General features: G+C 71.2%; 25 protein-coding genes and 1 pseudogene. 19 read left to right on the top strand and 7 right to left on the bottom strand.

Features of this window, described 5'->3' with window-relative positions; all coding sequences use genetic code 11:
* Positions 1-693: arabinofuranosidase catalytic domain-containing protein (locus C2L58_RS24590; protein ID WP_304532901.1), on the bottom strand; the 693-nt coding region annotated here is incomplete at its 3' end.
* Between the two features lie 361 nt (positions 694-1,054).
* On the opposite strand from C2L58_RS24590, the gene C2L58_RS24585 reads away from it, so the two are divergent.
* Positions 1,055-1,642, top strand: coding sequence for a hypothetical protein (locus C2L58_RS24585; protein ID WP_103339963.1), 588 nt, complete (start codon positions 1,055-1,057; stop codon positions 1,640-1,642).
* 7 nt (positions 1,643-1,649) lie between these two features.
* Here the strand turns inward: C2L58_RS24585 and C2L58_RS24580 are convergent, their stop codons facing one another.
* Positions 1,650-2,042, bottom strand: coding sequence for a winged helix-turn-helix transcriptional regulator (locus C2L58_RS24580; protein WP_103339966.1), 393 nt, complete (start codon positions 2,040-2,042; stop codon positions 1,650-1,652).
* Between the two features lie 144 nt (positions 2,043-2,186).
* On the opposite strand from C2L58_RS24580, the gene C2L58_RS24575 reads away from it, so the two are divergent.
* Positions 2,187-3,044, top strand: coding sequence for an SDR family oxidoreductase (locus C2L58_RS24575; RefSeq protein ID WP_103339962.1), 858 nt, complete (start codon positions 2,187-2,189; stop codon positions 3,042-3,044).
* Positions 3,045-3,089: 45 nt separating this feature from the next.
* On the opposite strand, the gene C2L58_RS24570 is transcribed toward C2L58_RS24575, so the two are convergent.
* On the bottom strand, positions 3,090-3,311 hold the full coding sequence (locus tag C2L58_RS24570; RefSeq protein ID WP_230468794.1) for a hypothetical protein: 222 nt from the start codon (positions 3,309-3,311) through the stop codon (positions 3,090-3,092).
* A 172-nt stretch (positions 3,312-3,483) separates the two neighbouring features.
* Between C2L58_RS24570 and C2L58_RS24565 the strand changes: the two genes are divergently transcribed.
* The 3 genes from C2L58_RS24565 to ctaD all read left to right on the top strand — a co-directional run bounded on the left by C2L58_RS24565 (position 3,484) and on the right by ctaD (position 8,588).
* Positions 3,484-4,350, top strand: a complete 867-nt coding sequence (locus C2L58_RS24565; protein WP_103339961.1) for a manganese catalase family protein — start codon at positions 3,484-3,486, stop codon at positions 4,348-4,350.
* A gap of 146 nt (positions 4,351-4,496) precedes the next feature.
* Positions 4,497-6,680 (top strand): glycogen debranching protein GlgX, encoded by a 2,184-nt coding sequence (gene glgX, locus C2L58_RS24560; protein ID WP_103339960.1) that lies wholly within the window; start codon positions 4,497-4,499, stop codon positions 6,678-6,680.
* 135 nt (positions 6,681-6,815) lie between these two features.
* Entirely contained in the window at positions 6,816-8,588 is a 1,773-nt protein-coding gene (ctaD, locus tag C2L58_RS24555) for an aa3-type cytochrome oxidase subunit I (RefSeq protein ID WP_103339959.1), read from the top strand.
* 66 nt (positions 8,589-8,654) lie between these two features.
* On the opposite strand, the gene C2L58_RS24550 is transcribed toward ctaD, so the two are convergent.
* Positions 8,655-9,497: a glucose 1-dehydrogenase gene (locus C2L58_RS24550; RefSeq protein WP_103339958.1), complete on the bottom strand. Its 843-nt coding sequence runs from the start codon at positions 9,495-9,497 to the stop codon at positions 8,655-8,657.
* 166 nt (positions 9,498-9,663) lie between these two features.
* On the opposite strand from C2L58_RS24550, the gene C2L58_RS24545 reads away from it, so the two are divergent.
* Both C2L58_RS24545 and C2L58_RS24540 read left to right on the top strand, forming a co-directional pair.
* Positions 9,664-10,101: an Hsp20/alpha crystallin family protein gene (locus tag C2L58_RS24545; RefSeq protein ID WP_103339957.1), complete on the top strand. Its 438-nt coding sequence runs from the start codon at positions 9,664-9,666 to the stop codon at positions 10,099-10,101.
* A 10-nt stretch (positions 10,102-10,111) separates the two neighbouring features.
* Positions 10,112-10,402: a hypothetical protein gene (locus C2L58_RS24540; protein ID WP_103339956.1), complete on the top strand. Its 291-nt coding sequence runs from the start codon at positions 10,112-10,114 to the stop codon at positions 10,400-10,402.
* Positions 10,403-10,417: 15 nt separating this feature from the next.
* On the opposite strand, the gene C2L58_RS24535 is transcribed toward C2L58_RS24540, so the two are convergent.
* Positions 10,418-11,635: a PP2C family protein-serine/threonine phosphatase gene (locus tag C2L58_RS24535; protein WP_103339955.1), complete on the bottom strand. Its 1,218-nt coding sequence runs from the start codon at positions 11,633-11,635 to the stop codon at positions 10,418-10,420.
* A 140-nt stretch (positions 11,636-11,775) separates the two neighbouring features.
* On the opposite strand from C2L58_RS24535, the gene C2L58_RS24530 reads away from it, so the two are divergent.
* From C2L58_RS24530 to C2L58_RS51305, 10 genes are all read left to right on the top strand, one after another.
* On the top strand, positions 11,776-12,246 hold the full coding sequence (locus tag C2L58_RS24530) for a MarR family winged helix-turn-helix transcriptional regulator (RefSeq protein ID WP_369904235.1): 471 nt from the start codon (positions 11,776-11,778) through the stop codon (positions 12,244-12,246).
* A 74-nt stretch (positions 12,247-12,320) separates the two neighbouring features.
* Complete coding sequence (locus C2L58_RS24525; protein WP_103339964.1) at positions 12,321-13,184, top strand: STAS domain-containing protein; 864 nt, start codon at positions 12,321-12,323, stop codon at positions 13,182-13,184.
* The gene (locus tag C2L58_RS24520; RefSeq protein WP_103339954.1) at positions 13,181-13,573 is read left to right on the top strand and encodes an STAS domain-containing protein; all 393 of its coding nucleotides are present in this window, start codon (positions 13,181-13,183) and stop codon (positions 13,571-13,573) included. The genes C2L58_RS24525 and C2L58_RS24520 overlap by 4 nt, the downstream gene beginning before the upstream one ends.
* Entirely contained in the window at positions 13,563-13,985 is a 423-nt protein-coding gene (locus C2L58_RS24515) for an anti-sigma regulatory factor (protein ID WP_103339953.1), read from the top strand. Before C2L58_RS24520 ends, C2L58_RS24515 begins: the two co-directional genes overlap by 11 nt.
* Entirely contained in the window at positions 13,982-14,974 is a 993-nt protein-coding gene (locus tag C2L58_RS24510; protein ID WP_103339952.1) for a SpoIIE family protein phosphatase, read from the top strand. Before C2L58_RS24515 ends, C2L58_RS24510 begins: the two co-directional genes overlap by 4 nt.
* Entirely contained in the window at positions 14,974-16,164 is a 1,191-nt protein-coding gene (locus C2L58_RS24505) for a PP2C family protein-serine/threonine phosphatase (protein ID WP_103339951.1), read from the top strand. The genes C2L58_RS24510 and C2L58_RS24505 overlap by 1 nt, the downstream gene beginning before the upstream one ends.
* A 68-nt stretch (positions 16,165-16,232) precedes the next feature.
* Complete coding sequence (locus C2L58_RS24500; RefSeq protein ID WP_233225898.1) at positions 16,233-17,372, top strand: zinc-dependent alcohol dehydrogenase; 1,140 nt, start codon at positions 16,233-16,235, stop codon at positions 17,370-17,372.
* Between the two features lie 13 nt (positions 17,373-17,385).
* On the top strand, positions 17,386-17,961 hold the full coding sequence (locus tag C2L58_RS24495; protein ID WP_103339949.1) for a hypothetical protein: 576 nt from the start codon (positions 17,386-17,388) through the stop codon (positions 17,959-17,961).
* Positions 17,946-18,173, top strand: coding sequence for a hypothetical protein (locus C2L58_RS24490; RefSeq protein WP_103339948.1), 228 nt, complete (start codon positions 17,946-17,948; stop codon positions 18,171-18,173). Before C2L58_RS24495 ends, C2L58_RS24490 begins: the two co-directional genes overlap by 16 nt.
* Before the next feature lie 115 nt (positions 18,174-18,288).
* Positions 18,289-19,236: a cold shock domain-containing protein gene (locus C2L58_RS51305; protein WP_103339947.1), complete on the top strand. Its 948-nt coding sequence runs from the start codon at positions 18,289-18,291 to the stop codon at positions 19,234-19,236.
* A gap of 106 nt (positions 19,237-19,342) precedes the next feature.
* On the opposite strand, the pseudogene C2L58_RS24480 reads toward C2L58_RS51305, so the two are convergent.
* Together C2L58_RS24480 and C2L58_RS24475 are read right to left on the bottom strand one after the other, a co-directional pair.
* Positions 19,343-19,808: pseudogene (locus C2L58_RS24480) on the bottom strand (transposase).
* Between the two features lie 71 nt (positions 19,809-19,879).
* Entirely contained in the window at positions 19,880-20,656 is a 777-nt protein-coding gene (locus C2L58_RS24475; protein WP_103339946.1) for a GntR family transcriptional regulator, read from the bottom strand.
* A gap of 136 nt (positions 20,657-20,792) precedes the next feature.
* Between C2L58_RS24475 and C2L58_RS24470 the strand changes: the two genes are divergently transcribed.
* Positions 20,793-21,662 carry a Cgl0159 family (beta/alpha)8-fold protein gene (locus C2L58_RS24470; protein ID WP_103339945.1) on the top strand — a complete coding sequence of 290 codons (870 nt, stop codon included), beginning with the start codon at positions 20,793-20,795 and terminating at the stop codon, positions 21,660-21,662.
* 41 nt (positions 21,663-21,703) lie between these two features.
* Positions 21,704-23,188, top strand: a complete 1,485-nt coding sequence (locus C2L58_RS24465) for a CoA-acylating methylmalonate-semialdehyde dehydrogenase (RefSeq protein ID WP_103339944.1) — start codon at positions 21,704-21,706, stop codon at positions 23,186-23,188.
* The last annotated feature ends 65 nt before the right edge of the window (positions 23,189-23,253 follow it).

Raw genomic sequence — 23,253 nt, 5'->3', positions numbered from 1 at the left:
GGCGCCGTAGCCCCAGACCTTGATGTTGCCGAAGTAGATGGCTTCCATCGTGCCGTTGCCGTTGTCGCGGCTGTTGCGTTCGGCGTTGCCGTAGTCGAAGCAGCAGCCACCGTTGTAGTGCGTCCCGTCGAAGATCGCGTACATGCCTTCCGGCTGGTCACCGGTCGCGATCCCGTTGGTGTTGTTGTTGCGGTAGCCGGTGCCCGGGGCCACGTAGACGCCGTAGGCCTTGTGGCCGCCGACGGTGATCGGTGCCGCGGTGGCGTTGGCGAGGTTGTCGTACCCGCCCGCGGCCGGCCCCTGGAACCCGCCCGGCGGCGCCTGCGTGAGGCGGTTGTTCCGGCCGGACTGGTCGTAGATGACGGTGATCAGGCAGGTGGTGCCCGCGCAGAACGAATCCTGCGTCGAGGCGTTGGCCACGCCGCCCGCGGCCAAGGGGGCGATGTCGCGCGTGGCACTGTCCGACGCGCGCCGGACCTGGTACAGCGGACCGGTGTAGGCGCCGTACAGGGCCCGGGTCGTGGAATGCGCGGCCACGCAGGGCGTGCCGCCGGCGGCGTAGATGTCGCACGGCCCTTGGGTGGCCGCCTGGGACGTACCGCCGCTGACGAGAAGGCCGGTGACGAGCGTGCCGGCGACGATCAGGGCGGATGCGATGCGGTGCTTACGGACGTGTCTCGGCTGTCGTGACATGAATGATCTCCCGCTGGAGTACGGAAATCGTCGAATCGACAGATGCGCGGGCCGGCGTCATTGCCAACCTCCTCCTTGATCACCGACACGCAGGAACGGCACAAGCGGAGCGATTGTGAGCGCTAACATAACCCTCGGGCCGACGGAGTGCAATGGCCGGTTTTCCTGCCGCGGACCGATGCGGGGGCGTCGGATCCGTTGGCGCCCTTGCCCTCCGCGCCGGTCGCCGCCGCCAAGGCGCGTCTGACGAGGAGCGCGGCGAGTGGCCGGGGTGCTCTTTCACGCCGCCGCGAACCCGGCGGCCAGCGCGGTAAGAGTTCGGTAATCGCCGCACGGCCCGGATCGCCGATACCGTCAGCCGATGCTTCGCTCTCGATGGTCGCGTGCCGCGGGGTACGCCGCGCCCGGGCTCCTGCTGGCCGGAGCCGGTCTGGCGCACCCGCTCGCGCTGAGCCCGGCGAGTGCCCCGTGGTGGACCACCCTGCACGTCGTCCTGCTGCCGGTGTTCCCGCTGCTCGCGGTGGCCCAGTGGCTGCTGCTCTCCCCCGCACCGGCGGTGCTCCGCCGTCCGGGCCGGCTCGCCGCCTTCGGGTTCGCGGCCTTCTACGGCGGGCTCGACGCCGTGGCCGGCATCGCCGCCGGCACCGTGGTGCACGCCGAGCACGCGGTCACCCCGGTCACCGGCGCGGTGTTCGGCATCGGCGACAGTCTCGGCCACACCGGCGCGCTGTGCTTTCTAGCGGCCAATGTCCTGATCGTCGCGGCCGTCGCGCGGGAAGCCGCGTGGCGGGCGGCCCCGGGGGCCGTGGTGCTGCTGGCCGCGAGCGTGTCCTTCTTCGACAGCCACATCTTCTGGCCGCGGGGCGTGCTGACGATGCTCGGCGTCGCGGCGGGGATGTTCCTGCTCGCCGCGGTCCGGGAACCGTTGCCCGCACGGACATCCGGCTAGGCCGGCCTCACGCGCCCGCCGCCTTCGCCGCGTCGTAGCGGGCCTGGGCCGCCATCACCTCGGGCACGCTCGCCTCGAGGACTTCGATCAGTCCCATCAGCCGCCGCGCGACCTCCTGCCCGGCGGGCGTGAGGCTGTACTCGACGTGCGGCGGGATCGTCGGACGCGCTTCCCGGTGCACGAAGCCGTCGCGCTCCAGGGCCTGCAACGTCTGGGCGAGCATCTTCTCGCTGACCCCCTGCACCCGGCGGCGCAGGGCGTTGAACCGGAACACACCCTCGTGGAGCGCGACGAGGGCGAGCGCGCCCCACCGGCCCGTGACGTGGTCCAGCACCGCCCGGGACGTACACGCGGCACTGAACACGTCGGCGACCAGCGCCTCGTGCTCGGCGTCGGTCAGCTCGTCACCTCGTCGTCCATCCACGCCTCGATACTACCCAAGAGTTTGCACTATGGATGTGACAGCACTAACAATGAGTTGGTACTTTCTAAAAGTTAGTACATGCTCCAGGAGACCAGGTACTTGAACCTTCAAGGAGTCCTCATGATCGTCGTCACCGGTGCCACCGGCCACCTCGGCCGCCTCGTCGTCGAAGGCCTGCTCGAGAAGCTGCCCGCGGACCAGGTCGTCGCCGCGGTCCGCACCCCGGAGAAGGCCGCCGACCTGGCCGAACGCGGCGTCGACGTCCGGCACGCGGACTACACCGAGCCCGAAAGCCTGGTCGCCGCGTTCAAGGACGCCGACAAGGTGCTGCTGGTCTCCAGCAGCGAGGTCGGCCAGCGCGTCGCGCAGCACCAGGCGGTCATCGAAGCGGCGAAGCAGGCCGGTGTCCGGCACCTCGTCTACACCAGCGCATCCCGGGCGACGACGTCGAAGCTCGCGGTGGCCCCGGAGCACAAGGTGACCGAGGAACTCATCGAGGCCTCCGGCCTGACCGCCACGATCCTGCGCAACAACTGGTACAACGAGAACTACGCCGACACGATCAAGCAGGCCGCCCGGACCGGCAGCTTCGTGGGCAGCGCCGGTGACGGCCGCGTCGCCGGCGCCACCCGGGCCGACTACGCCGCCGCCGCGGTCGCGGTGCTGACCGGCGAGGGCCACGAGGGCAAGATCTACGAGCTCACCGGCGACGTCACCTGGACGAACGCGGAGCTCGCCGCCGAGATCGCCAAGGCCACCGGCCGTGAGGTCACCTACACCGACCTGCCGGCCGACGAGCACGCCGAGGTCCTCACCCAGGCCGGCCTGCCGGAGCCGCTCGTCGGCTTCATCGTGGCGATCGACGGCAACATCAAGGACGGCTTGCTGGCCGAGACCACGACCGACCTGCGCACCCTGACCGGCCGCCCCAGCACGCCGATCGGCGTGACCGTGGCCGAGGTCGTCGGCACGCTCTGAACCACGCCGCGGTGGGGAGCCTCCTGGCGAGGCTCCCCACCGGCGTCACCCGGGCCGGCCGGGTTTCCGCTGCGAAACGCTGTTCTCCCGCAACGGCGGCTGCCACACCCGGGGTGCCGGGGACTCGCCGTCGTCGCCCGGCTGGTCGAGCGGGTCGGTCCCGTTCTGCCAGCGAGCCCAGTGAGCCGCGCACATCCTCCGCCAGAGGGCCGGCTCGTCGCACTGGTACCGCCGACAGGCCGGCACCCGCTCCTGGTGATCGCTCACGTATCGCTCCACTCGCCATCGAACGTTCCGCGTTCAACTACCACAGCGACGGTGGCGTTGTCGATCCTCACCGGGCTTCGGTGATCGCTGTGATTAACCCTCCGCTGACCGGGAAAGCCCCCTGGACCGCCGGCCCCCGCCGGTGCGACCCCGGACGACGGAGGAAATTCTCGTGTTTCGTCACACGAAGCTGCTGCAGTTCGAAGCCAAGCCCGAAAAGCCCGACCCCGTCTACGCCCACAAACTGCAGGAACTCATCGGCGGCGCCTTCGGCGAAATGAGCGTCACGATGCAGTACCTGTTCCAGGGCTGGAACTGCCGCATCGAAGGCAAGTACAAGGACCTCCTCATGGACACCGCCACCGAGGAAATCGGCCACGTCGAAATGCTCGCCACCATGGTCGCCCGCCTGCTCGAAGGCGCCCCGGCCACCATGACCGCCGAAGCCGTCAAAGACCCCGTCATGGCCGCCACCCTCGGCGGCATGGACGTCCAGCAGGCGATCGTCGCCGGCGGCGGGGCACTGCCCGCCGACAGCAACGGCTACCCCTGGAACGGCCGCTACATCGTCGCCTCCGGCAACCTCCTCGCCGACTTCCGCGCCAACGTCGCCGCCGAAGCCCAGGGCCGCCTGCAAACCGCCCGCCTCTACAACATGACCGACGACCCCGGGGTCAAGGCGATGCTCCAGTTCAACCTCGCCCGCGACACCGTCCACCAGAAGCAGTGGCTGGCCGCCATCGAAGAGCTCAAGGCCGACGGGCTGGAAGACGAGATCGTCCCCAACGCCCTGCTCGACGAAGAAGACCAGACCCACAACCACACGATCTGGCACCTCTCCGACGGCCCCGACGGCGCCAAGGGCACCAGCTGGACCACCGACGCCGGCATCGAGTACCTGATGGACCCCGAACCGCTCGGCGGCCCCGGCACCGCACCCAAGCCCGACCCCGCCCTCTACGGCACCTACGCACCTCTCCAGGACGCCAAGGGCACGGCCAAGGGCAAGGCCAAGGCAGTCAAGAACAAGCTGACCTGACCCACCGCCGGATCGGCGCGGACCGTTGAACAGACAGCGGTCCTGCGCCGGGGTGGTGCGTCCGGGTGAGGAGGGCGACGTCACGGTGTCCGGGGCTCTCCGGCTGGGTATTACCGCCGGAGATCACTCGCACCTGTGGAGGCCCAGTGCAGCCTTGGCCCGGTTCCCCCTACCCGCTCGGGGCCGATTACGACGGCGTCGGCACCAATTTCGCGCTCTTCTCCGAGGTCGCCGACCGCGTCGACCTGTGCCTGTTCGCCCCGGACGGAACCGAGACCCGGATCCGGCTGCCGGAGGTCGACGGCTTCGTCCACCACGGCTACGTGTCCGGCGTCGGTCCCGGCCAGGAATACGGCTTCCGGGTCCACGGGCCGCACGACCCCGCCGCCGGGCTGCGGTGCAACCCCGCCAAGCTGCTGCTCGACCCGTACGCCAAGGCCGTCACCGGCCGGGTGGACTGGGACGAGTCAGTGTTCGGCTACCGCTTCGGCCGGCCCGAGGAGCGCAACGACGACGACTCGGCGGCGCACACCGTCCGCGCGGTCGTCGTCAACCCGTACTTCGACTGGGCCAACGACCGGCCGCCGAAGGTCCCGTACAACGAGAGCGTCGTCTACGAGGCCCACGTCCGCGGGCTGACGAAGCTCCACCCGGACATCCCGGAGGAGCTGCGCGGGACGTACTCCGGGCTGGCGCACCCGGTGATGATCGAGTACCTCAAGACCCTCGGCGTCACGGCCGTCGAGCTGATGCCGGTCCACCAGTTCCTGCACGACCACGCCCTCACCGAGCGCGGCCTCGCCAACTACTGGGGCTACAACACCATCGCCTACCTGGCGCCGCACAACGGGTACGCCGCCTCGATCATGCCCGCGACCCCGGGCAGTGAAGTGCACGAGTTCAAGGCGATGGTGCGGACGCTGCACGAGGCGGGCATCGAGGTCATCCTCGACGTCGTCTACAACCACACGGCCGAGGGCAACCACCTCGGGCCGACGCTGTCGATGCGCGGCATCGACAACCAGGCCTACTACCGGCTGGTCGAGAACGACCCGCAGTACTACATGGACTACACCGGCACCGGGAACTCGCTCAACGTGCGCCAGCCGCACACCCTGCAGCTGATCATGGACTCGCTGCGCTACTGGGTGACGGAGATGCACGTCGACGGCTTCCGGTTCGACCTCGCCGCCACCCTCGCCCGCGAGTTCTACGACGTCGACCGGCTGGCCACGTTCTTCGACCTGGTGCAGCAGGACCCCGTGGTGAGCCAGGTGAAGCTGATCGCCGAGCCCTGGGACGTCGGCCCGGGTGGTTACCAGGTCGGCAACTTCCCGCCGCTGTGGACGGAGTGGAACGGCGCCTACCGCGACACGGTCCGCGACTTCTGGCGCGGCGAGCCGGCGACGCTGGGCGAGTTCGCCTCCCGGATCACCGGCTCGTCGGACCTCTACCAGAACGACGGCCGCCGCCCGTTCGCGTCGATCAACTTCGTCACCGCGCACGACGGCTTCACGCTGAACGACCTGGTGTCCTACAACGAAAAGCACAACGAGGCCAACGGCGAGGACGGCCGCGACGGCGCCGACGACAACCGGTCGTGGAACTGCGGCGCGGAAGGCCCGACCGAGGACGAGAAGGTCCTCGACCTGCGCGCCCGCCAGCGCCGGAACCTGATCGCCACCCTGCTGCTGTCGCAGGGCGTCCCGATGCTCCTGCACGGCGACGAGTTCGGCCGCACCCAGCAGGGCAACAACAACGCCTACTGCCAGGACAACGAGCTGTCCTGGGTGGACTGGTCACTGCTGGAGCGCAACCGGGAGCTGTTCGAGTTCACCTCGGCGGTGGTGGATCTGCGCCACCAGCACCCGGTGTTCCGCCGCCGCCGCTTCTTCGCCGGCCGCCCGATCCGCCGCGGCGACGAGCTGCGTGACATCGCCTGGTTCACCCCGGCGGGCGACGAGATGACCGACCAGGACTGGGAGGCGGGCTTCGGCCGCAGCATCATGGTCTTCCTCAACGGAACGGCGATCCCCGACCTCGACGCCCGCGGAGAGCGCGTGGTGGACGACTCGTTCCTGCTCTGCTTCAACGCCCACGACGACGACATCACGATGACGGTCCCGGACGGCGAATACGGCGAGGAGTGGGCGATCGTGCTGGATTCGGCCACGGGCGAGGTGTTCCACCGGTCCGTGGGCGGCGTGCTGGTCGGCGGCGTGGCGGGCGACCAGCTGGCGACCCCGCGCACGATCCCGGGCCACGGCGAGCTGGTCGTGGCCGGCCGGTCGCTGACCGTGCTGCTGCGCACCAAGGAGCAGGCGGGGTAGCGCGACCCGGGGCAGCCGCGGCCGGCCGCGGCTGCCCCGCCGCAGAAATACCGGATCGCCGTGTGTATCCGCGCCCGCCCGTGGTAAGCGCGCGGGAACAGCACGTTTCCTCCGGTAGCGGCAGGTGGGAGTCCGATGACCGATACGGTGACGCGCCCGGCTCCGATCCCCCACCGGCCGGTGTCGCGGGGCGCCAAGGGCGCGACCCTCCTCAAGACCATCCGCACCACCGACCACAAGACGATCGGCGTGCTCTACCTGACGACGTCGTTCGGGTTCTTCCTGATCGGCGGCCTGACCGCGTTGCTGATGCGGGGCGAGCTGGCCCGGCCCGGCCTGCAGTTCCTGTCGCCGGAGCAGTACAACCAGCTCTTCACCATGCACGGCACGATCATGCTGCTGCTCTACGCCACGCCGAACCTGTTCGGGTTCGCCAACTTCGTCCTGCCGCTGCAGATCGGCTCGCCGGACGTGGCGTTCCCGCGGCTCAACGCGTTCTCCTACTGGCTGTACCTGTTCGGCGGCACGATCGTCCTCTCCGCCTACGCCACGCCGGGCGGCCCGCCCGACTTCGGCTGGACCGCCTACACGCCGCTGTCCAGCGCCATCCACTCCCCCGGCGTCGGCGGGGACCTGTGGATCACCGGGCTGATCGTCACCGGTCTCGGCACCATCCTCGGCGCGGTCAACATGATCACGACCGTGGTGTGCCTGCGGTGTCCCGGGATGCTCATGTGGCGGATGCCGATCTTCACCTGGAACATCCTGTTCACCTCGATCCTCATCCTGCTCGCCTTCCCCATCCTCACCGCGGCGTTGTTCGCGCTCCTGGCCGACCGGCACCTCGGTGCGCACGTGTTCGACCCGGAGAACGGCGGCGCGATCCTGTGGCAGCACCTGTTCTGGTTCTTCGGCCATCCCGAGGTGTACGTGGTCGCGTTGCCGTACTTCGGGATCGTCACCGAGATCATCCCGGTGTTCAGCCGGAAACCGCTGTTCGGCTACAAGCTCATGGTCTTCGCGACCATCGGGATCACCGGGCTGTCGGCGGTCGTGTGGGCGCACCACATGTTCGCCACCGGCGCCGTGCTGCTGCCGTTCTTCTCGATCATGACGTTCCTCATCGCGGTGCCCACCGGGATCAAGTTCTTCAACTGGATCGGCACGATGTGGAAAGGTGCGATCACGTTCGAGTCGCCGATGCTGTGGTCGGTCGGCTTCATGGTGACCTTCCTGCTCGGCGGCCTGACCGGGATCATCCTGGCCTCACCGCCGCTGGACTTCCACGTCCACGACAGCTACTTCGTCGTCGCCCACTTCCACTACGTGCTGTTCGGCACGATCGTCTTCGCGACCTTCGCCGGCATCTACTTCTGGTTCCCCAAGATCACCGGCCGGATGCTCGACGAACGCCTGGCGAAGTGGCACTTCTGGACGACGTTCGTCGGCTTCCACACGACGTTCCTCATCCAGCACTGGCTCGGCGACGCGGGCATGCCACGCCGCTACGCCGACTACCTCTCCAGCGACGGCTTCACCTGGATGCACATGGTCTCCACCATCGGCGCGTTCCTGCTGGGCCTGTCGGTGTTGCCGTTCATCTGGAACGTCTTCAAGAGCTACCGCTACGGGGAACCGATCGCCGTCGATGACCCGTGGGGCTACGGCAATTCGCTCGAGTGGGCGACCACCAGCCCGCCGCCCCGGCACAACTTCCTCGAGCTGCCCCGCATCCGGTCCGAGCGCCCGGCGTTCGAGCTGCACTACCCGCACATGGTCGAGCGGATGCGCGCGGAAGGGCACGTGACCCGGGGCCACCCCGGCGACAAGGCGTCGCCGGCGGAAGTCATGGCTGCCGCCACGCAGCCCGACGAGCAGGGCGAAAGTGACGACCCCCGCGGCCGCTGAGCACCGGAAAGCCGCCGGGACCGGGGGGCTCCGGCGGCTTTCCGGCCCGTCAGTGCTGCCCGGAACTCAGAGGATCGGCACGCCACCCGTCACCGCGACGCGGGCCCCGGACACGTAACTGCCGTCGTCGGAGGCCAGCAGCACGTACACCGGCGCCAGCTCGGCCGGCTGGCCGGCGCGGCCCAGCGGCACCTGCTCGCCGAAGGACTTCACCTGCTCCTCCGGCATGGTGGCCGGGATCAGCGGCGTCCAGATCGGCCCCGGCGCGACGCTGTTGGCCCGGATCCCCCTCGGCCCCAGCAGCTGCGCCAGGGCAGCGGTCATGTTCGCGATGCCCGCCTTCGTCACGTCGTAGGGCAGCAGCTGCGGGGTCGGGTTGTCGGAGTTCACCGAGGAGCTGCCGATGATCGACGCCCCCGGCTTCAGGTGCGGCACCGCCGCCTTGGTGAGGTGGAAGAACGCGCTCAGGTTGATGGCGAGGGTGCGGTCCCACTCCTCGTCCGGGATCTCTTCCAGGGTTTCGTGGCTCATCTGGAAGGCGGCGTTGTTCACCAGGACGTCGAGCCGGCCGAACTCCTCCACCGCGCGGGCGACCAGGGCCCGGCAGTGCGCCGGGTCGGCGACGTCACCGGCCACGACGACGGCCTTGCGCCCGGCCTCCTCGACCCAGCGCCGCGTCTCTTCGGCGTCTTCGTGCTCGTCGAGGTAGGAGATCAGCACGTCGGCACCTTCGCGCGCATACGCGATCGCGACCGCGCGGCCGATGCCGCTGTCCGCCCCGGTGATGAGCGCCGCCTTGCCGGTCAGCTTGCCGGAGCCGCGGTAGGAGTGTTCGCCGTGGTCGGGCCGCGGTGTCATCGCGGCGGTCGTCCCGGGCGGGGTCTGCTGCTGAGCGGGCTGCTCGGACACGGTGGCTCCTCGGATGCGGGAAATGGATCTCCCTCCCTGTGTTCCCGGCGCCGCGCGGATCATTCTGTCATCTTGATGACGACTCGGTACTTGTCATCGTTTGGATGACATGTTAGAACGGTAGTGCGTGTTGACACCCACCGTCGAAGCCCAGAGGAGGACACCGATGTTGATGCGCACCGACCCGTTCCGTGAGCTGGACCGCTTCACCCAGCAGGTCCTCGGCACCGCCGGCACCTGGTCGAAGCCGGCCGCGATGCCGATGGACGCCTATCGCGCCTGCGACGAGTTCGTGGTCTGCTTCGACCTGCCCGGCGTCGCCCCGGACGCCATCGACCTCGACATCGAGCGCAACGTGCTGACGGTCAAGGCCGAGCGCCGCCCGCTCCCCGGCGGGGACGACGTCGAGATGCACGTCTCCGAACGGCCGCTGGGCGTCTTCTCCCGCCAGCTGTTCCTCGGCGACGGCCTCGACACCGACCGCATCGCCGCCGACTACGAGGCCGGCGTGCTGACGCTGCGCATCCCGGTCGCCGAGAAGGCCAAGCCGCGGCGCATCGAAATCGGCGGCGACCGGTCCGACCGCAGGGAAATCCAGGCCTGACGGGCGGAAGATGAACGACCAGGCGCGCGCCGCGGCGGAGCGGATCTTCGCCGCGGCCGCGGAACTCGGCACCACCCGCCGGGAGGCGATCCTCGTGACCCGGGCGGTCCACGCGGTCAAGAAGGGCCGCCCGACCGAGGTCGCCCTCACCGACACCCCGCAGCACCGGCGGCGCAAGCTGGCCCACGTCGTCGGCTGCGCGCTGTGGGACCCGGCCCTCGACGCGGACGAGGTGCTCGCCGCCGTCACCAGCGCGGGACGGTCGGTCCCCCGCGAGCGGCAGTCCTCGGCGGCCGCCTGAACTCCCCGGCTGCCGCTACCGGTCCGCGTCGGTGCGCCGGACCGTCACCGCCGGCCCGGCCCCGGTGCCGGACAACGGCGTCGAACCGAACCAGTCGAGGCACACCACCATCGCGTCGTCTTCGGCCTGGCTGCCGTGGCGGCGGGTGGACAGCTCCCGCAGGACCGCGCCCGGCACGTGGGCCGCCGGCAGTTCCGCCGTCGCCGTCACCGCTTCGGCGAGCTCGCGATCCCCGTAGCGCTCGCCGTGCGGGCCGAGCGCGTTGTAGACGCCGTCGCTGACGAAGACGAACCGGTCGCCGTCGGCCGCCTGGAAGCCTTCCACCGTGTAGATCGTGCCGTCGAACGTGCCGAGCGGGAGCTGTTCGTCGAAGAGGATCCGCTCGGCCTTCCCGTCCCGCAGCCGCCAGAGCCGCGGCGAGCCGGCGTCGACCACGGCGACCGCACCGGTGCCGAGGTCGAACTCCAGCAGCAGCGCGGCCACGTGTTCGGCGCCGCGGTGGTGCGCGTAGAGCGCCTGGTCGGCGAGTTCGGCCTGCGCGTCGAGCGGGATCCCGGCGCGCCGGGCGTTGCGCAGCGCGTTCACCGCGAGGTTCGTCAGCAGCGCCGCTTCGCTGCCCTCGCCCATGCCGTTGATCAGCGTGACGGCGAGCTTCCGGGCGGACGCCGACCAGTCGAAGCAGTCCCCGTAGATGGCGTAGGCGGGCTCCAGCTGGCCGCCGAGCGCGAATTCGGCGCGGGTGCAGGCCCGCCCGGGCAGCAGCTGCCACTGCATTTCCGCGGCCAGCGTCAGCCGCGAAGACCGCCGCGCCTGGATGTAGAGGTCGGTGTCCCGGTCGGCGACGAACAGCTCGTGGGCCACCGCTTCGGCGAACCGCTGGAGCTCGGCCCACACCGGCGGTTCGGGTTCGCCGGGCAGGCTGACCGCCAGCACGCCGAGCCGGTCGCCGCGGACGCTGACCGGCAGGAAGCCGGTGACCTGGTCGCCGTCGTGGGTGAACGTCGCCGTCTGGGCGAGGAACGCCGCCCCCGGGGTCGTGCCCTCGACCGGAATCGGCTCCGCCGTGTAGGGCTGCTCGCCCACCTGGCAGAGTTCCGTCAGTGCGTAGTCGGCCATCAGCAGCTCGACCGCCAGCGTGCCGAAGTGCTCGCCGAGACCCGAGCGCAGCGCACGGGGCAGGTCGTGCGGCGGTACGTCACGGAGGAGACGTTCCACCGCCAGGGATCTGTCCAACGCCTGCCTCCTGCTCACGGGCCCGCCCGCGCCGGCGCCGGGTCGGTTCTGTCGAGTCTGCGCCGCTCCGGCGCGCCGGTCCACGGCGAGTCGCGTGAGCTGTGCTGCCGGTTCAGCATAGGGATGCCAGAGTGGACGCCGTGGATCGATCCCGCGAGCAGCCCGGCCCGGACGGGACGGCTGCCGTGTCGGAGCTCGCCCGCCTCCTGGAGGCGGTGGTCGAGGGCGAGCGGGACGTGTCGCCGCGTCCGCTGTCGGTTTCGCAGCTGCGCGCGGTCGTCGCGCTGGATCGCCACGACGGGGTCAACCTGCGGCAGCTGGCCGAGCAGCTGGGCTCGACGCCGCCGCTGGTCAGCAGGCTCTGCGACCGGCTGGAGGCGGTCGGGTTCCTCGAACGCCTGCCCAGCGCGCGCAGCCGGCGGGAGCTGACGCTGCGGCTGTCCGACCGCGGGCGCGCGTACCTGCAGGACCTGCGGGCGCGGCGGCGGGACCGGGTCGAGGCGCTGGTGGCGAAGATGAGCCCCGCGGGCCGGACCGCGCTGGCCGCCGGGCTGCAGGAGTACCGGGCCCTGGCGGAGGCGGCCGGGGACCCCCCGGATTTGCATTCCTGATACAACTGTTGTTATATGGCAACAATCAGGTCGGCGTACAGCAGAGCGCGCCCCGAACACCGGAGGAGATGTCGGTGCAGGGCACGGACGACAGCCAGGTCCGCACGGTCTTGGCGCGCATGCTGGAAGAAGACCGGGCCACCCTGGCCCGCGACTGGGCCGGGCAGGAGCCGCGCGAAGGCGACCGAAGCGGGCAGGAACTGCGGCGCGAGGCCGTCGAACTGCTGGAGGCCCTCCGGGCCGCGCTGGGCGGCACGCTCCCGGTGTCCCGGATCGTCGACCAGGATCCCGCGGTGCGGGACGCGCTGACGTCGCTGTCGGAGCGCCGGGCCCGCGCGGGCGCCCAGCCGTCGGCCACCGCCATGGCGATCCTCGCGCTCAAGCGCACGATGCTGAGCGCGATCGAGCGGCACACCGACGATTCCGCGCTGCGCTACCGGGCCGCGCTGCTGGTCAACGAACTGCTCGACAGCGCGGGCGTGCTGACGTTCGAGGTCTACTCCGCCGGTCGCGAGCGGATCATCCGCGAGCAGCACAGCCAGATGCTCGAGCTGTCCACGCCCGTCGTGCGGCTGTGGCGCCACGTCCTCGCGGTCCCGCTGATCGGCACGCTCGACAGCGCCCGGACCCAGGTCGTGATGAACAACCTCCTGGAGTCGATCCAGGCCAACGAGGCCCGGGTGGCGATCATCGACATCACCGGCGTCCCGACCGTCGACACCGCGGTCGCGCAGCACCTGCTGCAGACCGTCAGCGCCGTCCGGCTGATGGGCGCGGAGTGCGTGATCAGCGGCATCCGGCCCTCGATCGCCCAGACCATCACCCAGCTGGGCATCGACCTCTCGCACATCGTCACCCGTGGCTCGCTGGCCGACGCGCTGGCGACCGCGATGCAGCTGCTCGGCGACAACGGCCGCCCGGGGGCGGTGACCGGGTGAACACCGGCGTGCCGATCCTGCGGCTCGGCGACATCCTGCTCGGCGGGCTGCTGAGCGACCTGGACGACAAGACCGCGCTCGCGTTCACCGACGAGCTGACCTCGCGGATCGCGAACGAGAGCATCCGCGGCGTCATCGTCGACATCTCCCGGCTGGAGATCATCGACTCGTTCATCGCCCGGGTGCTCATGCAGCTGGCCGGCACCGGGCGGCTGCTCGGCACGCGGATGATCGTGGCGGGGATGCGCCCGGCCGTCGCGCTGACGCTGACCGAGCTCGGGCTCCAGCTGACCGGCGTGCGGACCGCCCTCAACGCGGAACAGGCGATGGAGCTGCTGGGCTGGCGCCGTCCCGCCGAGGCCGCCGGAGAAGCGCCCCATGCTTTCTGACGAACGGACCGTCCCCTCCGGCGAGCACCCGGTCCGGGTGGAGGAGGACCTCCTCGCGGCCCGGCACGCCGTGCGGGCGGCCGCGGTCGCCGCCGGGTTCACCATCGTCGACCAGACGAAGATCGTGACCGCGGCCAGCGAGCTGGTCCGCAACGCCTACATCCACGGCGGGGGCGGCACCATGACCGTCGAGCCCGTGCGGGACCCGGGCGGGCGGCTCGGGCTCCGGCTCCGGGTGCGCGACGAGGGGCCCGGGATCGCCGACGTCGACCAGGCGATGACCGACGGCTTCAGCACCGGCGCGGGGCTCGGGCACGGCCTCGGCGGCACCCGGCGGCTGGTCGACGAGTTCGACCTCGACACCGCGCCCGGCCGTGGCACCACCGTCACCGTCGTGCGCTGGAAGCCATGACCGCGACCACCGCCGGCCTGACGCGCCAGATCCGCGTCGACCACCCGAGCGCCGGGTACGCCGCCGCCCGCGTCGCCCGCGAAGCCGCGCACGAAGCCGGCTTCGCGGGGGTGCTCGCCGACCGCGCCGCGGTGGTGGCGGCCGAGCTCGCCGGCAACATCGACAAGCACACCGGCGGCGGTTCGGTGTTCGTGCAGCGCTCGCTCATCGGCCGCGGCGTCGACGTGCTGGCCGCCGACGACGGCCCCGGCATGACCGACCTCGACCACTGGCTGCTCGACGGCAACACGACCACCGCCACGATGGGCACCGGCCTCGGCGCGGTGAAGCGGATGGCGGCCGAGTTCCGGATCACGTCCTCGCCCGCGGCCGGCACCCTCGCCGCCGCGCGCCTGCTCGACCCCGCCGTGCCCCCGCCCCGCCGCGCGATCGGGCACTTCCGCCTGCCGCGCGACGGCGAGGAGTACTGCGGTGACGCCGTCGCGCTGGCCGACGTCACCGGCAGCCGGACCGCCGTCGTCGCCGACGGGCTCGGCCACGGCCCCGACGCCGCCGAAGCCGCGGACGCCGCGCTGCGCGTGTTCACCGAGAACCCGGACCGCCCGCTGTCGCACCAGCTGACGAACATGCACCGCGCGCTGCGCACGACCCGCGGCGCGGCGGTCGCGCTCGTGCGGATCGCGCCGCGGCGGCTCGAGTTCTGCGGCGTCGGCAACGTCAGCGGCGCGAGCCTCGGCGACGGGCCGTCCCGGTTGCTGCTCAGCACCCCCGGCGTCGTCGGGTTCACCCTGCCCTCGGCGCCGGTCCGGCACCTGACGCTGGCCGACGAGGACGTCGTCGTCCTGCACACCGACGGCGTCGGCACCGGCTGGCGCGTCCCCGGCCGGGCCCCGGACCTGCTGCTGCTCGCCGCGGACCTCGCCCACCGGCACCGGAACGCCCGCGACGACGCGGCGATGCTCGCCCTCAGCGCGGACCGGTCCGCCTGATGCGCCCCGACCTGGCCCGGATCCGGCGGCGCCTCCGCACGGCCTGCACCGAGGCCGGCGTGCCCGCCGACGACCGGGGGCGGCTGGTCCTCGCCGTCACGCTGCTCGCCGAGCCCGCCCTCACCGCGGGCGAAACGGTGGACGTGGCCACGGCGGCGTCGGACCGGCGGCTCGCCGTCACCGTGCAGCTCGACCACGCCGTCAGCCAGGGCAGCCGCGACGCCCTGCCGCTGCTGCCCGAGCGCGGCGACGGCCGGACGCTGACCTGGCACCTCACCGGCGGCGGGCCGGCGGCCCCGGCCGACCCCGACGACGACCGGGCGACGCGCGAAGAGATGCTGGCGCTGGTGGCCCGCGCCGACACCCTCGCGCACGAACAACGGGACCTCAAGCACGAGATCGCGGAGACCAACAGCGGCGTGCTGGCGATGTACGTCGAGCTCGAACAGCGCGACGAGCAGCTCCGCCGGGCCCACGCGGCCATCTTCCGCGAGCTGGAGGACGCGCTGCGCCCGCGGCCGCCGGTGGTGCCCGGCCTGGAGCTGGCCGTGCACTATTCGCCGACCGACCAGGACTCCCCGACCGGCGGCGACCTGTACGACTGGTTCGTCCTGCCCGACGGCCACGTCCACGTGACCCTGGTCGACGCGGTCGGCCACGGCGTCACCTCGACCCGGCACGCCCTGACGGTCACGCACGCCATCCGCACGCTCGCCCTGGAGGGCCACCCGTTCCGCGACCTGATCGCGCACGCGTCCCACACCCTGGCGGCGATCGAGCCGGGCCTGATGGCCACGGTCCTGCTGGCCCGGATGGACCCGGCGACGGGCCGCACCCGGTTCGCGAACGGCGGCCACCCGGAGCCGGTGCTGGTCACGGCGGCCGAGCCGGCGCGGCTGCTGCCGGCGCCGGTGCCGGGCCGCGGGGTCGGCTTCCCCGACCCGGGCACCCGCGAGCTGGTCGACGTGGTCCTGGCCGAGGGCGACACGGTGCTGCTCTACACGGACGGCCTGGTGGAGAGCCGCAAGGACGTCGACGAAGGCCAGGCCCGGCTGCTGAAGCTGGCCGAAGCCCACCGGATCCGGCCGACGGCGGGCCTGCCGCGCGAGCTGGTGACCCGGATGCACGACGTGGTGCTGCACGCCGACGACACGGTCGTCCTGGCGCTGCGCCGGACCGCCGCGTCGTAGGCCGCGGTTAGCCCCACCGGACCCGGGTATGCGCCGACGACCCGTCGGAAGGAGGCGCTGTGCGTGCGATGGTGTACCGCGGGCCGTACAAGGTCCGCGTCGAAGAGAAGGACGTCCCGGCGATCGAGCATCCCGGTGATGCGATCGTCCGGGTGAAGCTGGCCGCGATCTGCGGATCCGACCTGCACCTGTACCACGGGATGATGCCGGACACGCGGGTCGGCATGACCTTCGGCCACGAGTTCATCGGCGTGGTCGAGGAAGTCGGCTCCGGCGTGCGGAACCTGCAGCGCGGCGACCGCGTCATGGTGCCGTTCAACATCTTCTGCGGGACGTGCTGGTTCTGCGCGCGGGGGTTGTATTCCAACTGCCACAACGTCAACCCGAACGCCACCGCCGTCGGCGGCATCTACGGCTACTCCCACACCTGCGGCGGGTACGACGGCGGGCAGGCCGAGTTCGTCCGGGTGCCGTTCGCCGACGTGGGGCCCTCGGTGATCCCGGACTGGCTGGACGACGAAGACGCCGTCCTGCTCACCGACGCGCTCGCCACCGGCTACTTCGGCGCCCAGCTCGGCGAAATCGCCGAGGGCGACGTCGTGGTGGTGTTCGGGGCCGGGCCGGTGGGCCTGTTCGCGGCGAAGTCGGCGTGGCTGATGGGCGCGGGCCGGGTGATCGTCATCGACCACCTGGAGAACCGGCTGGAGAAGGCGCGCACCTTCGCCCACGCCGAGACCTACAACTTCACCGAGTACGACGACATCGTCGTGCACCTCAAGAAGCTCACCGACTACCTCGGCGCCGACGTCGCCATCGACGCGGTGGGCGCGGAGGCCGACGGCAACCTCACCCAGCACGTCACCTCGGCCAAGCTGAAGCTGCAGGGCGGCTCCCCGGTGGCGCTCAACTGGTGCATCGACGGCGTCCGCAAGGGCGGCACGATCTCGGTGATGGGCGCCTACGGCCCGATGTTCAGCGCCGTCAAGTTCGGCGACGCGATGAACAAGGGCCTCACGCTGCGCACGAACCAGTGCCCGGTGAAGCGGCAGTGGCCGCGGTTGTTCGAGCACGTCCGCAACGGCTACCTCAAGCCGAGCGACATCGTCACCCACCGCATCCCGCTCGAGCACATCGCCGAGGGCTACCACATCTTTTCCGCCAAGCTGGACGGCTGCATCAAGCCGCTCATCGTCCCGGACGCCGGCTGAGGAAGGAACGACCATGACCTACACGTCGGAGCGGCCGCCGATCGCCGAATCGAGCGACAGCCTGCGCGCGCGGATCCCGGGCTGGGGCGCGGACCTGGACCCGAAGAACCGGCCGTCGGTGCCGAAGCTGCGGTGGCAGGAGGACAAGACCGGCGCGCACTGGGAATTTCCCGAGCGGCAGCCCGAGAAATGGCCGCGGGAACGCTCGATCGAGCACGAGTTCCTGACCCCGGTCTTAGGGACGACCTGTCCACCGAAGGGCCTTTCCGGTGCCCTGCGCCGGTTTTCCTACCGGAAGTACAGCGAAGGGCGGGCCGCGCACTGGCTGCTCCTGCTGGCCGCCGACCGGGTGGACGCCTGGGAGAGCCACCTGCGCTCGTTCGCCACGCTCCACCCGGACAACCCGATCACCGAGACCGGCGTGCTGAGCGAGTTCACCCGGCACGGTTTCTCCTCGCGAGCGGGGAAGAACCGCACGGACGTCAAACACCACCTGGCGGACCCGATCATCGTCGCCGGTCCTTGGGTGCTGGCGGCGGGCCTGGCCTATTCGGCGGTCCGGAAGGTGCTGCGGTGGCGCCGCCGCTGATCGCCCGGCTCGCGGCGGCGGGGCTCCTCGCGCTCGCCGTCGTGGCCGGGGCCCCGGCGGACCGGCCCGCGGCCACGTCCGGGAAGGCGCACGGCGTCGCCGTCGAGGGCAAGCTCACGACCAAGGCGGGAGTCCGGGAAGGAACCGGGGTCGCCGCGGGCCCGGCTGACGTCGTTAGACCTGGTCTCGAAACTCGGCGTGTCGCTGGGTGAACCAACGGCCCGCCCGTGGCTCCGCACCGCCCGCCTGTGGGGCCCGGCCCGACGGACCGGAGGTCTGTCAGGGAGACTGGAGGCCAGTGCCCGCCCTCTCGACCTGGAGCCGTTGATGCCGCAAGGGACCGTCCGTTGGTTCGACGCCGAACGGGGTTTCGGCTTCCTCGCGCCCGAGGACGGCTCGCCGGACGTGTTCGTGCACGCCTCCGAGATCGTCGGGGACGGCGGCGCGAAAGTGCTCCGCGAGGGTCAGGCCGTCGTGTTCGAGGTCGGCGAGAACGACCGCGGGCCCCAGGCGCTGCGCGTTCGCGTCACCGCCGATGCGGCCACCGGCAGCGCCGTGGGCCTGCTCGGCACCGTCAACTGGTACGAGCCGGGCAAGGGGTACGGCTTCGCGTCGCCGGACGGCGGCGGCGCCGACATCTTCGTGCACAGCTCCGCCATCGTGACCGGCGGCGTGGTCACCGAGGGGCAGCGGGTGGCCTTCCTGATCGTCGAAGGCGAGCGCGGCCCGCAGGCCGGGCACGTGATCCCGCTGGGAGCAGGGGCCGGCTCACCCGCTGCGGCCGGTATCGCGGACGGTGCCGACGGCACGGTGGCCTGGTACGACGAGGACAAGGGCTTCGGCTTCATCAACCCCGACTCCGGCGCCGGGGACGTCTTCGTTCACGCCCGGGCCCTGGCCGAGGGGCTGACGTGGCTCGCGGAGGGCGACCGCGTCGCCTACGAGGTGGCCAGTGGAGACAAGGGCCCGCAGGCCCGCGACGTGCACCTGGTCCGGGGCGCCGAGCCCCAGACGGCGCCGCAGCGGTCGGCATCTGCCGCGGCCGCCGGGCCGGCGGCGCGGGACGTGCCCGTACGAGGCGGCGAGGGCGTCGTCGCGCGCTACGACGCCGACCGCGGCTTCGGCTTCATCACCCCGGACGCAGGCGGCGACGATCTCTTCGCCCACGCGTCCGTGATCATGGGGTCGGAGCCGCTGCAGAAGGGCGACCGGGTCCGGTACGCGGTGCGTCAGAGCGACCGGGGCCCGCAGGCCGACCGCATCGAACGCCTCTGAAGAGGCGGCCCCACCGATGGCTGATCACTTCCCGGCGAGAGTGCTCGTTCATCCCCGTTACCCGAGGACCTGCTCCGCGCTCAGAAGCTCACCAGTCACCCCCACCTCAGACCTGGTCGCAGAGCTCGATCTTCATGAGCCGGCGGACGTTGATCACGGTGCAGGCCAGCGTGAGTAGCGCCAGCGTGGTGCGTTCGGTCCGGTCGTAGCGCGGCCCGAGGCGTTCGAACCGCAGCAGCCACGAGACGGTGCGTTCGACGACCCAGCGGACCCGGCCGAGGCGGGACTTGCCCTCAATCCCGCGCCGGGCGATACGGACCTTGATACCGCGGCGGGTCAGGTAGCGGCGGCAGCGGCGGTAGTGTGTGCCCGGAACCGCATCCGAGCTGCTCGGGTAGGTCTCGCCGGCGGCAGCCGGTGTCGAGCACGGACAAGATCCCCTCCAGCGCGGCACGGTCATCGATCCGGGGCCGCCCACCCGGACCGCGCGGCGCTGGCCGGGACGGGATCAGGGGTTCGATCAGCTCCCAGAGCCGGTCTTCTACCCGCCGCTGCTGCGTCGTCTTCGCCACGACTGCCCACGATCGACGACCAGGACCGGCAGGTTACGCCGTGACACACCCTTGAGTTTTGAGACCGGGTCTTACTGAGGTCCGTTGGTCAGCGAGAGGTTGAAGGTGTACCGGGACGCCCGGTACACGTGCCACCCGTACTCGACCACCCGGCCGGAGTCGTCGTAGGTCGTGCGCTGCATCGTGAGCAACGCCGCCCCCGGCTCCTCGCGCAGCAGTTCCGCGTCCTCTTCGGTCGCGAGCCGGGCGCCGATGTTCTGCTCGGCCGCGTGCAGCCGCACCCCCGCCGACCGCAGGAGCTGGTAGAGCCCGCGCTCGCGCAGCTCGTCGTCGGTGGCGTCGAGGAGGCCGTCGGGCAGGTAGTTGTTCATCAGGGCGAGCGGCTCGCCATCGGTCGAGCGGAGCCGCTTCAGCCGCCGCACGTGCGTCAGCCCGGGGGCTTCGAGCAGCTCGGCCACCTCGGCGCCGGCCTCCTCGACCCGGTTGACCAGCACCGCCGACTCCGGCTTGCCGCCCAGCCCGGCGAGGTCGTCGAACAGGCTGCTCAGCCGCAGCGGCCGGGCGACCTTCGTGCGGACGACCTGCGTGCCGACCCCGCGCCGCCGCACGAGCAGGCCCTGGTTGACCAGCGTCTGGATCGCCTGGCGGATCGTCGGCCGCGACAGGCGCAGCTTCGCGGCGAGGTCGACCTCGTTGCCCAGCCGCGCCCCCGCCGGCAGCCTGCCGTCCTCGATCGCGGCGTGCAGCTGCCGGGACACCTGGAAGTACAGCGGCTCGGGGCTGCCCGGATCCAGGACGATCTCACGCCCCGCGTCCCAGGCCGGGAAGATCACGTCCGGCTTGCTCATCCGCGAAGCCTACCGCCTCCGCACCACCTGTTGGGATGACGTGTTGTCCATATGTCTTGACAAAGTCCGCCCCCACTGGAATCGTCGGCAACAGGGACACGAAGGGCGTGTCCGGGGAACAGCGGGGAGCGGACCTGTGACCGACGTGGTGCGGCGCATCGTCGCCCGGCGCGTGCACGACCCGGGAGCGATCGCCGAGGCGGCCGCGAACCGCATCCGCGCGGGGTCGCCCTTCAACGACCAGGGCCGCACCATGATCATCGCGGCGGACCACCCCGCCCGCGGGGCGAACGCGGTGGGCGGCAACCCGTCGGCGATGGCCGACCGCGGCGAACTGCTGGAGCGGCTGTGCCTGGCGCTGGAACGCCCGGGCGTCACCGGCGTCCTGGCGACCGCGGACGTCATCGACGACCTGCTGCTGCTCGGCGTGCTCGACGGCAAGACGGTGCTCGGGTCGATGAACCGCACCGGGCTGGCCGGGTCGAGCTTCGAGATCGACGATCGCTTCGCCTGCTACGACGCCGAAGCGATCGAGCGGATGCGCTTCGACGGCGGCAAGACCCTCACCCGGATCTGCCTGGAGGACCCGGCCACGCCCAGCGTCCTGGAGAACACCGCGAAGGCGGTCAACGAGCTGGCCGACCGCAAGCTGATCGCGCTGGTCGAGCCGTTCCTGTCGAGGTGGGTCGACGGGCGCGTGCAGAACGACCTCTCCCCCGACGCCGTCATCAAGTCGATCACGATCGCCGCCGGTCTCGGCCGATCGTCGGCCTACACGTGGCTCAAGCTCCCGGTCGTGGACGACATGGAACGCGTCCTCGCGTCCTCGACGCTGCCGGCCGTCCTGCTCGGCGGCGAGGTGAAGGACCCGGACGCGGCCTTCGCCGCCTGGCAGCGGGCCCTGACCCAGCCGACCGTGCAGGGCCTGGTCGTCGGCCGGTCGCTGCTCTACCCCCACGACGGCGACGTCGCCAAGGCCGTCGACACCGCGGTGGGCCTGCTGTGAACCCGCCCCACCGCACCGGCGCCACTACCCGGAGGAACCCCGTGCACACCATCGAACACTGGATCAACGGCACCGCGACACCGGCGGGCTCGACCCGCACGGCGCCGGTCTACGACCCGGCCACCGGGCAGCGGCAGGCGTCGGTTCTCCTCGCCGAAGCGTCCGATGTGGACACCGCGGTCGCGGCGGCCGGCAAGGCTTTCGAGTCCTGGGGCGATTCCTCGCTGTCCCAGCGCACCAAGGTCATGTTCGCCTTCCGCGAGCTGCTGGTGCGGCACGAAGACGAGCTAGCCCGCATCATTTCCGCCGAACACGGCAAGGTGATCGAGGACGCCCGCGGCGAGATCGTCCGCGGCCGCGAGGTCGTCGAGTACGCCTGCGGCATCGCCGACGCGCTCAAGGGCAGCTTCTCCGACCAGGTCTCCCGCGACGTCGACGTGCACGACTTCCGCCAGCCCCTGGGCGTGGTCGCCGGGATCACCCCGTTCAACTTCCCGATCATGGTGCCGCTGTGGATGCACCCGATCGCCATCGCCACCGGAAACACCTTCGTCCTCAAGCCGAGCGAACGCGACCCGTCGGCCTCGAACTTCGTCGCGCGGCTGTACGCCGAAGCCGGGTTGCCCGACGGCGTCTTCAACGTCGTGCACGGCGACAAGACCGCGGTCGACGCGATCCTCGACCACCCCGGCATCGCGGCGGTGTCCTTCGTCGGCTCGACACCCATCGCCAAGTACGTCCACGAACGCGGCACCGCGGCGGGCAAGCGCGTCCAGGCCCTCGGCGGCGCGAAGAACCACGCCGTCGTCCTGCCCGACGCCGACCTCGAGTACGCCGCCGACCACCTGACAGCCGCCGCGTTCGGCTCGGCCGGCCAGCGGTGCATGGCGATCTCCGTCGGCGTCGCCGTCGGTTCGGCCGGCGACAAGCTGGTGGAGATCCTCGAACGCAAGGCCCACGAGGTGCAGGTCGGCCCCGGCACCGACCCGGCCAGCGACATGGGCCCGGTCGTCACCGAAGCCGCCCGCGAGCGCGTCGTGCACTCCGTCACCCGCGGCGCGGAGCAAGGCGCAAAGGTCGTCGTCGACGGCCGCGACCTGAAAGTCGAGGGCCACGAGGAAGGCTTCTTCGTCGGCCCGTCCCTGCTGGACGCCGTCACCCCCGAAATGGACGCCTACCGCGAAGAGATCTTCGGCCCGGTGCTGGCGATCGTCCGCGCCGGAACGCTGGACGAGGCGATCGCCGTCATCAACGCCAACCCCTACGGCAACGGCACCGCCGTCTTCACCGCAAGCGGCGAAGCGGCGCGCAAGTTCCAGCGCGAGATCAAGGTCGGCATGATCGGCGTCAACGTCCCGATCCCGGTCCCGATGTCGTACTACTCCTTCGGCGGCTGGAAGGATTCCCTCATCGGCGACAGCCCGATCCACGGCCCCGCGGGCGTCCGCTTCTACACCCGCGCGAAGGTGGTCACCACCCGCTGGCCGCACTCGGAGGCCGCCTTCAACTTCCCCACGTCCAGCTAGTGTCGCGCGTCTGAGGTTCGTTGACGGGTGGCGTGAGGCAGGATCTCGTCGGCGGTTTTGGTCCA

Origin of the sequence: Amycolatopsis sp. CA-126428 (genome assembly GCF_002904335.1) — a bacterium.
GTDB lineage: Bacteria > Actinomycetota > Actinomycetes > Mycobacteriales > Pseudonocardiaceae > Amycolatopsis.
Note: the sequence above shows the minus strand (reverse complement) of the source record. Positions and strands in the feature narration are given on the sequence as shown.